Below are 9,210 nucleotides of genomic sequence, written 5' to 3'. Positions count from 1 at the left end.
GTGTAAGGAACCCCACGATGAATGGACTGGAAACGACGGGGACCATGAATCAACGGCCCCTGAACTGGATTTTGCTACAACTCCCGGAAGCCACCTATGCCGCACTGCAACGGCATTTCACGCAAGTGGAGTTACAGGTGGGTATGACACTTGCAGAACCGGAGAAGCCGACGGAGTTTGTGTATTTTCCGTTGAGCGGATTCGTCTCACTGAGCGTGCTTACTGAGTCGGGCGATTCGGTCGAGGTGGCCACGATCGGTCACGAAAGCCTGATCAATGTCGGTCCGCTGATCGATCAGCCTGTTGGGCCCCACCTGGCTACTGTCCGGGGCGAGGGTTCGGCTCTGCGCATCCGTTCCGCAATGATGCGTGAGGAGGTGCGCCGCGATCCGGCGCTGCTCCATGCTGTACACCAGGCGGCATACCTCAAGATGGTGCAGATGGGCCAGAACGTGGTCTGCAACCGCATCCACTCTGTCGAACAGCGCCTGGCGCGCTGGCTGCTGACAGCTTCTGACCGCATGCAATCGAATTCGCTTCGGCTGACGCAAGAGTATCTGTCACAGATGCTGGGTGCGCGCCGGTCGACCGTGACGATTGCGGCGGGCGATCTGCAACGAGCCGGACTGATGGAGTACACCCGCGGCAAGATCCGCATCAAGGATCGCGTTGAGCTGGAGAAGGCAGCGTGTGAGTGCTATCACACGCTCCGTACGGCGACGGAACGGTTTCGGCCGGCGGCTCTGAAGAAGGCTTAGGGCGCTCGGCAGATCCGGAAGCAGTAGACTCTTGCTGCCCCATTCTTCGCGGTTTTATCGCGAAGGGTGGGGTATCGCGCTTCGCGCGATCGTATTTCTGTAACCCTAACGTTGGTTCAGAAAGATTGGTAAAAGTGCACAGGAAAGTGAAAGACGGGCCCATGTCCCCGAGGGACATGGGGCAGCCGGTGCATGGGTTATCCCGAATCTGTCGACACTCCTAAACCAGTTCCAGGCCCCAGAGGTCGTGAAGGTGTAGAACTCCCTGCAGATGGCTGTCTTTGGTGACAACCACCAGCGAGGTAATCTTTCGTTCTTCCATCACAGCCAGGGCGGACGAGGCCAGGGCATCCGGAGCGATGGTCTGGGGCGCCGTGTTCATCACCTCTACGGCGGTGCGGGAGAGTGCCTGCGCCTGCTCCCGTTCCAGCAGGCGGCGCAGGTCGCCATCCGAGATAATGCCGAGCAGTCTGCCGTCTTCCGCCACCGTGGTGATGCCGAGCCGCTTACGGCTYATCTCATGGATGACCTCCGGCATGGGGGTGGAGGGCGCGACGATGGGAATGTTGTCGCCTGCATGCATGAGCTGCGAGACCAGCCGCAGCCGTTTGCCCAGCTTGCCGCCGGGATGAAGCTGTGCGAAATCTTCGCTGCGGAACCCGCGTTGCCGCGCCACCTCAATGGCGAGCGCATCTCCGAGTGCGAGCATCACGGTGGTGGAGGCTGTCGGTGCGAGGTTCAACGTGCAGGCCTCACGGGAAACGGAGCAGTCCAGAACAACATCGCTTGCCTGGGCGAGCGTCGACTGCGGTTCGCCGGTCATGGTGATGAGGGCATCGCCCAGCCGCTTCAGCAACTCCAGCAGGCGCAGAATCTCTTCGGTCTGACCGGAGTAGGAGAGCGCCAGCACCAGGTCTCCGCGGGTAAGCATGCCGAGGTCTCCGTGGATGGCCTCCGCGGGATGCAGGAACTGTGCCGGGGTGCCGGTGGAGTTCAGGGTTGCGGCAATCTTCTGCGCGATGAGTCCGCTCTTGCCCATGCCGGTGACCACGACGCGCTGACGATTGTTGGCACAGGCGGCCAGCCGCGTGGCGGCGTCGTGAAAGGCCTGGTGCATGGAGCCGTCCAGGCGTGAGGCTAGGCTCTCCAGCGCAGCGGCTTCAATGCGCACCAGATCGGAGGGGGTGATGCTGTTTGCGGTTTCCATCAGTCCAACCAGATGCTACACCGGCAGGCATGACTGAGAGCTCTGCCGGTACACTGGAGGGTAGGAGACTTCAATCGTGAAGCGGAATCTGGCAGTACTCGGCGTCCTTGCGTTGCTGGTGGCGGCGCTGGTGTGGGCGGGGGTGCAGAACCTGCGCGCACGCCGTCTGGCGGCAGAGAAAGCAAAGCAGGCGCCGGAGCTGGCCCTGGTGAAAGAGGGAGAGGCGCCTCCCACGCCGAGTGTGAGCGCAGACAGCTTCGTAGGAGATCTGGATCTGCGGGGTAAACCTGCGCCGGCTTTCACGCTGACCACGCTCGAGGGCAAGAAGGTCTCGCTCAGCGATTACAAGGGCAAGCCGGTGCTGGTGAACTTCTGGGCCACCTGGTGTGCGCCCTGCAAGCTGGAGATGCCCTGGTTCGAAGAGCTCCGCAAGAAGTATGCGGATCAGGGATTCACGATTCTTGGCATCTCYGAAGATGAGGATGAGCCGAAGGAAGCGATTGCCAAAGCCGCAAACAAGCTGGGTGTGACCTATCCCATCCTGCTGACCGATCACAAAGCGGATAAGGCCTATGGCGACTTCGCGATCCTGCCCATGAGCTTTTACATCGCCGGCAACGGCACCATCGTCGAGCAGTCGGCCGGGCTGGGAAGCAAGGACGACATCGAAACCAAGATCAAAAAGACCATTGCTGCAACGGGAGCCATGTAACCATGAAGCGTCTGCTGAACCTGCTGGTTGTACCTGTATTCGCTGCGGGACTCGCTTCTGCACAGATGAACGGCCCTGTGCCGAAGAGCTTCGTGACCTACGCCGCCGAGCCTGCGTCGATTGCGGCGAAGAAGGCTGCGGTGGTGGAACTGCACTTCAAGGTGCTCGACGGCTATCACATGAACTCGCATACACCGAAGAGCGAGTTGCTGATTCCTACCGTGCTGAAGCTGGAGCCGGCCACCGGCGTCAAGCTGGGTGCGATCGACTATCCGGCGGGGCATGAGTACAGCTTCTCGTTCAGTCCGCAGGAGAAGCTGGATGTCTATACCGGCGACCTGACGTTGAAGACGCATCTCACCGCGGCAGCGGCGGGAACGTATACGGTGAAGGGCGTGCTCAGCTACCAGGCCTGCGACAACGCCGCCTGCTATCCGCCGAAGAAGCTTCCGGTGGAGATTGAGGTCACTGCGAAGTAAGTCGGGTCTTCTGTCATTTCGTAGCGAAGTCCAATAAATTGCCCTCAGCGGCTAAAGCCGCTCTCATCTGGCCTTGATATCGCACGGCTGAAGCCGTGCGCTTAAGCAAGGCATTCGCGCCTGCAGCGCGAAATGGTTGCGCTACGCGCAACGGTTTTGCGGGGCCGGCAATGAGCAATGCATCGAAACTCTCCATCGGGTTTTATTCGCCATCAGCCACCGCGATCAACTTCACAGGATGGTCTTGTTTAAGGGCACGGCTTCAGCCGTGCCGCCCAGAGCCCGCGAAGGCCGCGGCTTTAGCCGCTGAGGGCAATGTGGCGGCAATAAAGCGGGTCCTTCGCTTACGCTCAGGATGACAACAAAGAAATAGAAAGCCCGGCGGTTGCCGGGCTTTTCTTATTTCTTTGTATTGGCGGCTGCCTTCTTCTGGTTATCGATGAAGCGCCGGATGCGGTCGATGCTGCGGGCTTTGCCGAAGACCACCAGCGACTCCAGCAGCGGCGGCGACTGTGCACTTCCGGTGAGGATGGCGCGCAGCAGCATGAAGGCTTCTTTGACAGACCACTCCTTTGCGGTCAGCAGTGCGCGCAGTGCTGCATCGATCGCTTCCGTCGTCCAGTCCGTTCCTTCCAGCGCAGTAAGCATCTCCGCGGCGAAGGCGAGAGTCTCTTCCGGCGTGCGCTTCTTCGGAATCCACACATCGGCGGGCGGAGCGACGATGTCGCGGAAGAAGAAGTCGGTCAGGTCACCCCACTGTCCCAGCGTCTCCATACGCGTCTGCACCAGCGGCGCGATGGCTCGGATGTAGCTGTCGGAGAGGATTGTCTGCTTCAGCACAGCGACGAACTCTTCCTGCGGAAGGGCGCGGAGGTATTCGCCGTTCAGCCACTTCAGTTTCACCAGATCAAAGACGGGGCCGCCGAGGGAGATGCGCGGGAACTCAAACTTCTCCACCATCTGCGTCAGCGAGAAGATATCGATCTCTTTGGTGTTGCCGGCGTTGGCGGCTTCCACGGGATTGAGAGTCGGCATGCCGCCGCCCATCAGGCCCAGGAAGTTGATCATGGCCTGCGGCAGGAAGCCGGACTCGCGATAGTAGATCAGCGAAACCGGATTCTTGCGTTTGGAGATCTTCGACTTGTCGACATTGCGCAGCAGCGGCATGTGCCAGAACTTAGGCCGCTCCCAACCGAAGGAAGCATAGAGCAGCACGTGCTTCGGCGTGGAGCTGATCCACTCCTCGGCGCGGATCACGTCAGTGATCTGCATCAGGTGGTCGTCAACGACGTTTGCCAGGTGATAGGTGGGGAAGCCGTCGGACTTCAGCAGCACCTGGTCATCGACGTTGTTGTGGTCGATGACAATCTCGCCGCGCAGCTCATCGCGGAAGGTGGTGGAACCATCTTCCGGCACGGCCATGCGAATGGTGAAGGTCTTACCGGCGGCGATATTCGCCTCGACGGTCTCCTTCGGCAGGTACTTGCAGGTGCGGTCGTACTTGGGTGCGACCTTGGCGGCCATCTGGGCCTTGCGCTTGGCTTCCAGCTCCTCGGGGGTACAGAAGCAGCGGTAGGCGGTGCCGTTGTTGAGCAGCGTCTGCACGTGCTCCCGATAGATCTCGGTGCGCTCCGACTGGCGGTAGGGGCCGTGGGGGCCGCCGACATCCGGACCCTCATTCCAGTCCAGCCCCAGCCAGCGCAGCGAGTCGAAGATCATCTGCTCGGAGGTGGGGACAAAACGGGTGCGGTCCGTATCTTCAATGCGCAGGATGAACTGTCCCCCGCGCTGGCGCGCAAAGATGTAGTTCAGCAGGCCAATGTAGGCGGTGCCGACGTGGGGATCGCCGGTGGGCGAAGGAGCAATACGGACGCGAGTAGGGCGGGCGGAATCAGTCATGCTGGATATCAGAACCAATCTCTGATTCTAGCGGAGATTCCGCCCGTTCCCGGATTTGACGTCCTGGCCTAAACGGACTGCCGTGGTGGATTTCCTCTCCCGAAGGCAATCACGAAGAGAAGCCCCAGATTAACCAGTGGGACGATCATCAGAAGGCTGAGCGCTGGCGGGAAGCCGCACTTCCTGAAGATCTGCCAGAAGGGAACTATTACCAAGGAGCCGAAAAAGAAGAGGACGATGAGATGAGTTGGAGCGAAAAGCTCACCCATTTTTGAATTGTTCTCCTGTATGGATGTTATGACCTTCGAAGCTGATCTTTTCACGGCAATCAGGCTTGCGGCGGAGCCTCATAGGGCGACGGTGGCGGTGGTGGCGGATATCCGGCTGTTGCGTATACCGGAACAACTGGAGTCTTCCACTGTGAGAAGGCCAGGACATACAGCATCACAAGGTTCGCCAGCGGCACCACCATCAGAAACGAAAGCGCAGGCGCCATGCCGGCTTTCTTGAAGATCTGCCAGAAGGGAACGACGATGATGGCCGCGCCGATGATCCAGCACATAAGGATCACGGGCGCCATAAGAGCGATGATTGCGGATGGATCGGGATTACCAGAATTCATGCCAGCTCAACTCGCTTTCCTGAAGATGTGAGCCACTGTAGATGCTTTCCGGCGGTCTGCCAATGAAAAAACGAAGGGCGTCCCGCGGGACGCCCTTCGTTTGAATACTAGACAAAGACTAAGTCAGATCGTCGGTATCGAAGGCCGGTTTACGGCCCAGGGCGCGGGTGTCGTGGACTTCGATGCCGTCCACAAGGTTCTTCACGGCGGCGTCGACATCATCTTCCACAGCGATGGCCAGTTTGCCTTCGGGGGTCTTGATCTCTTCCAGGAGAACGGTCGCGTGGGCCACGGCGACTCCATCCTGGTTCAGACCCTCAGGTGTCTTGGCCTTGATGCCGACGTCACGGGGCGAGACGCCGAGCAGTTCGGCGACGCGGGCGCGCATGTCTCCGGCGATGGGAACGATCTTCGGTTTGGCCAGCACCAGCACGGTGTCGATGTTCACGATGCGATAGCCGGCAGCAGCTACCTCTTCCAGCGCGGTGCGCAGGAAGATGTCAGAGGCCGCGCCTTTCCAGCGCGCATCGCTCGGAGGGAAGAAGGTGCCGATATCTCCGGCGGAGACTGCTCCAAGCAGGGCATCCGTGATGGCGTGCAACAGTACGTCACCATCCGAGTGCCCGGCCAGGCCTTCCGGAGAGTCAATCGGCAGACCGCCGATGATGAGGGGAACGCCGGGTTTAAAGGCGTGAGAATCGAAGCCGTAACCAATTCGCATGCAAGCACCAGCATAAATGCACCGGGCGGACGCGATATACTCGCGTCCTGATATATGCGAGTCTTTGTCATTCTTCCAGCGGCCGGAATCGGCACGCGCATGGCGGCGGCAGGCGCTTCCGCTCCCAAACAGTTTCTCGAGCTGGGCGGCCAGCCGATCCTGATTCACAGCCTTAAGACCTTCGCCGGAGTTGCGGCGGTCACTGAGATTCTGGTCGCGGTGCGGCCGCAGGAGATGAAGCGTGTCCACCAGCAGGTTGCCGCGGCAGGTCTCAACGGCCGCGTGCGTGTGGTTGAAGGCGGAGAAAACCGCCAGGGATCGGTAGCCAATGCCTTGGCTGCGCTGGATTGTGCTGATGATGACATTGTGCTGGTGCACGATGCTGTGCGTCCGCTGATCGACGGACACACCATCGAACGCACTATTGCGGCGATTCAGAAGCACGGAGCGGCGATTGTCGGCGTACCCGCCATCGACACCATCAAGCAGGTGGAGCGTACCGCCGACGGAGCGATTATCACCAGCACCATTCCGCGTGAGCTGATTGTGCAGGCACAGACGCCGCAGGGCGCCACCGCCGCTCGGTTGCGGAGGGCGTTTGCGGAGGCCAATGCGGATGGCTTTAGCGGAACCGATGAGGCGAGCGTGCTTGAGCGTGCAGGGATGGAGGTCGCTGTGGTCGCGGGATCACACCGCAATTTCAAGATCACGCAACCTGGGGATTTGGAGCTGGCTGAGTTTTATTTGAAGCATTAGGGGCTATCGATTCCGGTGGGAGCCTATGCACTGAGTGCCCCATCCATCGCTACTCACCCCAACGAACGAAGTTCGTGGGGGACCCCGATACGCGATGGGTGGGATATCGAGTCTTGTGGTGATTTAGGCGATTTACAAGTGAAGCATCATCTCCGTTGTTCCGCTGAAGCCCATCTTTTCGTAGATGGGTTTTCCCATGCGTGAGGCATGGAGCGAGAGCAGGCGGCAGCCGCGGCTCCGTGAGGCTTCAATGGCAAGTTCGACCAGTTTCCGCGCCAGACCATGGCCGCGGTGCGCCGGATCCACGAAGACATTGAGCAGGTAAGGGCGCAGCGGTACTGGGTCTAAGAAGTGCGGCGGCCACTGCATCCACCAGATTCCCGCGCCGGCAATGGGACGGCCATCGAGTTCGACGATCCATCCGGTGTATTCGCCAGACTCGAGCCGCGGCCTGACCCAGGGTTCAAAGTTGGCGCGCACCGTGGCACGGACGGCTTCATCTCCCTGGCCGGAGTCAGCGAACATGCGCTGGCGGTGTTCGGCGATAAGGGCGGCGTCGGCTGGCGTGGCAGGACGTGTATGGAACATAACGTATTGATAATGGAACGATGGCTCAAGGTGCACTGAATTTGAACGGCAGTCTTTTCCGGGTGGGTGACCGCGTCGCCGTCGGCGTCTCGGGCGGGGCAGACTCGGTGGCGTTGCTGCTTGCCCTGGCTGACCGGAGAGCGGACCTGGGCATCGGCCTCAGCGTTGTGCATGTGGAGCATGGGATTCGCGGAGAAGAAGGAGAGGCCGATGCGGCCTTTGTGCAGCAGCTCTGCGAGCGCCTCGAGATTCCGGTGACCGTGGAACGGGTCGATGTCCCAGCGCGGGTGGAGCAGGAAAAGGAGTCCGTCGAGGAGGCCGCCCGCACTCTGCGATACCAGGTCTTCGCGCGTCTGGACGCCGATGCCGTCGCTACCGCCCATACCCAGGATGACCAGGCGGAGACGGTGCTGATGAAGCTGCTGCGCGGCGCCTGGACGGAAGGGCTGGGGGCCATTTCGCCGGTGGTCGCGGGCGAGGCGCCCCAGATGGGATCCCAGCTCGGGCCAAGGATTGTTCGTCCTATGCTTGCCGTCTCCCGGGCGGAGGTGGAGGCGTATTTGCGGTCGCGGGGCCAGGAGTGGCGGGAGGATTCGACCAACCGGTCCCTCGATCTGACCCGCAACCGTGTCCGGCATGAGCTGATGCCGCTGCTGCGGCAGTTCAACCCGCAGATCACGCCAGCTCTGGCTCAGGTAGCGGAGCTGGCCCGTGCCGAGGAGGAGTTCTGGGCTGGAGAGCTGGCGAGGCTGTTGCCGGGGCTGGTGCTGCCCGGGACGCCGGTCCGGGGCGGGGGCCGCAGTTCGGAGACGGCTCCCGGCGCCAGGGCGGTCGCTATGGAGATTGAGCGGCTGCGGCCGCTTTCGGTGGCGGCGCGGCGACGGGTGCTGCGGGGGGCAGCAGCCGGGCTTGGGTGCCGGCTCAGCTTCGTGGAGACGGCAAAATTGCTGGCGATGTGCGGTCTGGCGGGGGAGGGGTGGACGCCGGATCCCACCGTCTCGGCCAAGCCTGGGGCCCAGCTTCACCTACAGGGTGGTTTACGGGCCCGCAGAACCGCCCGGGAGCTGCAACTGTCCCGGATTTGAACATCGTTACCTCCGACCGAAGTTGCAGAAACTTCCCCTGAAAGTGGCGGCGGAATCGTTAATGCTGGGAGTAGAATCAAAAACACCAGCGCGAACGCTTTTCCCGGGAGCACCTTCCGCCCCTGGGTGGCGTCTAAACCATTGCAGGGACGTTTCTGCGAAACGTGCCGGCTGGTTTAGCTTCCAGGCGAAGCAGCCGGAAAGAGGAACCGGATTTGAATTCAACTGTTAAAACCGTCCTGATCTGGGTATTCATGATCACCTGCCTCGTGATTCTGTGGCAGTTCGTGGTCAAGGGAACAGGCATCGGACATGACACAACCATCTCCCTGAGTCAGTTGTTGAACGATGCCGAACAAGGCAAGATCTCTGACGTAGTGGTC

At 60.9% G+C, this 9,210-nt stretch carries 10 protein-coding genes; 5 read left to right on the top strand and 5 right to left on the bottom strand.

Annotation, left to right across the window (positions count from 1 at the left end; genetic code table 11):
• A partial coding sequence (locus AB4043_RS05350) for a Crp/Fnr family transcriptional regulator (protein WP_442306624.1) occupies positions 1-758 on the top strand: 758 nt, incomplete at its 5' end.
• 220 nt (positions 759-978) lie between these two features.
• Here AB4043_RS05350 and AB4043_RS05345 read toward each other — a convergent pair.
• Positions 979-1,965, bottom strand: a complete 987-nt coding sequence (locus AB4043_RS05345; RefSeq protein WP_442306623.1) for a KpsF/GutQ family sugar-phosphate isomerase — start codon at positions 1,963-1,965, stop codon at positions 979-981.
• 76 nt (positions 1,966-2,041) lie between these two features.
• Between AB4043_RS05345 and AB4043_RS05340 the strand changes: the two genes are divergently transcribed.
• Positions 2,042-2,677: a TlpA disulfide reductase family protein gene (locus AB4043_RS05340; RefSeq protein ID WP_442301978.1), complete on the top strand. Its 636-nt coding sequence runs from the start codon at positions 2,042-2,044 to the stop codon at positions 2,675-2,677.
• Between the two features lie 2 nt (positions 2,678-2,679).
• The gene (locus AB4043_RS05335; protein ID WP_442301979.1) at positions 2,680-3,156 is read left to right on the top strand and encodes a protein-disulfide reductase DsbD N-terminal domain-containing protein; all 477 of its coding nucleotides are present in this window, start codon (positions 2,680-2,682) and stop codon (positions 3,154-3,156) included.
• Positions 3,157-3,555: 399 nt separating this feature from the next.
• Here the strand turns inward: AB4043_RS05335 and gltX are convergent, their stop codons facing one another.
• The 3 genes from gltX to ispF all read right to left on the bottom strand — a co-directional run bounded on the left by gltX (position 3,556) and on the right by ispF (position 6,398).
• Positions 3,556-5,055 carry a glutamate--tRNA ligase gene (gene gltX / locus AB4043_RS05330; protein ID WP_442301980.1) on the bottom strand — a complete coding sequence of 500 codons (1,500 nt, stop codon included), beginning with the start codon at positions 5,053-5,055 and terminating at the stop codon, positions 3,556-3,558.
• 328 nt (positions 5,056-5,383) lie between these two features.
• On the bottom strand, positions 5,384-5,677 hold the full coding sequence (locus AB4043_RS05325) for a hypothetical protein (protein WP_442301981.1): 294 nt from the start codon (positions 5,675-5,677) through the stop codon (positions 5,384-5,386).
• A 118-nt stretch (positions 5,678-5,795) separates the two neighbouring features.
• Positions 5,796-6,398, bottom strand: a complete 603-nt coding sequence (gene ispF / locus AB4043_RS05320; RefSeq protein ID WP_442301982.1) for a 2-C-methyl-D-erythritol 2,4-cyclodiphosphate synthase — start codon at positions 6,396-6,398, stop codon at positions 5,796-5,798.
• A gap of 54 nt (positions 6,399-6,452) precedes the next feature.
• Between ispF and ispD the strand changes: the two genes are divergently transcribed.
• Positions 6,453-7,154 (top strand): 2-C-methyl-D-erythritol 4-phosphate cytidylyltransferase, encoded by a 702-nt coding sequence (gene ispD, locus AB4043_RS05315; RefSeq protein WP_442301983.1) that lies wholly within the window; start codon positions 6,453-6,455, stop codon positions 7,152-7,154.
• 132 nt (positions 7,155-7,286) lie between these two features.
• Here ispD and AB4043_RS05310 read toward each other — a convergent pair whose 3' ends face one another.
• On the bottom strand, positions 7,287-7,742 hold the full coding sequence (locus AB4043_RS05310; protein WP_442301984.1) for a GNAT family N-acetyltransferase: 456 nt from the start codon (positions 7,740-7,742) through the stop codon (positions 7,287-7,289).
• Positions 7,743-7,762: 20 nt separating this feature from the next.
• Between AB4043_RS05310 and tilS the strand changes: the two genes are divergently transcribed.
• On the top strand, positions 7,763-8,827 hold the full coding sequence (gene tilS, locus AB4043_RS05305; protein ID WP_442301985.1) for a tRNA lysidine(34) synthetase TilS: 1,065 nt from the start codon (positions 7,763-7,765) through the stop codon (positions 8,825-8,827).
• The last annotated feature ends 383 nt before the right edge of the window (positions 8,828-9,210 follow it).

It is taken from the genome of Terriglobus sp. YAF25, assembly GCF_052113305.1.
In the GTDB taxonomy this organism is placed as follows: Bacteria; Acidobacteriota; Terriglobia; order Terriglobales; family Acidobacteriaceae; genus Terriglobus.
Note: the sequence above shows the minus strand (reverse complement) of the source record. Positions and strands in the feature narration are given on the sequence as shown.

Bases quoted from the DNA above. Each gene is read 5' to 3' on its own strand.
- AB4043_RS05335 (WP_442301979.1), top strand. From the start codon at position 2,680: ATGAAGCGTCTGCTGAACCTGCTGGTTGTACCTGTATTCGCTGCGGGA.
- gltX (WP_442301980.1), bottom strand. From the start codon at position 5,055: ATGACTGATTCCGCCCGCCCTACTCGCGTCCGTATTGCTCCTTCGCCC.
- AB4043_RS05325 (WP_442301981.1), bottom strand. From the start codon at position 5,677: ATGAATTCTGGTAATCCCGATCCATCCGCAATCATCGCTCTTATGGCG.
- ispF (WP_442301982.1), bottom strand. From the start codon at position 6,398: ATGCGAATTGGTTACGGCTTCGATTCTCACGCCTTTAAACCCGGCGTT.
- ispD (WP_442301983.1), top strand. From the start codon at position 6,453: ATGCGAGTCTTTGTCATTCTTCCAGCGGCCGGAATCGGCACGCGCATG.
- AB4043_RS05310 (WP_442301984.1), bottom strand. From the start codon at position 7,742: ATGTTCCATACACGTCCTGCCACGCCAGCCGACGCCGCCCTTATCGCC.
- tilS (WP_442301985.1), top strand. From the start codon at position 7,763: ATGGCTCAAGGTGCACTGAATTTGAACGGCAGTCTTTTCCGGGTGGGT.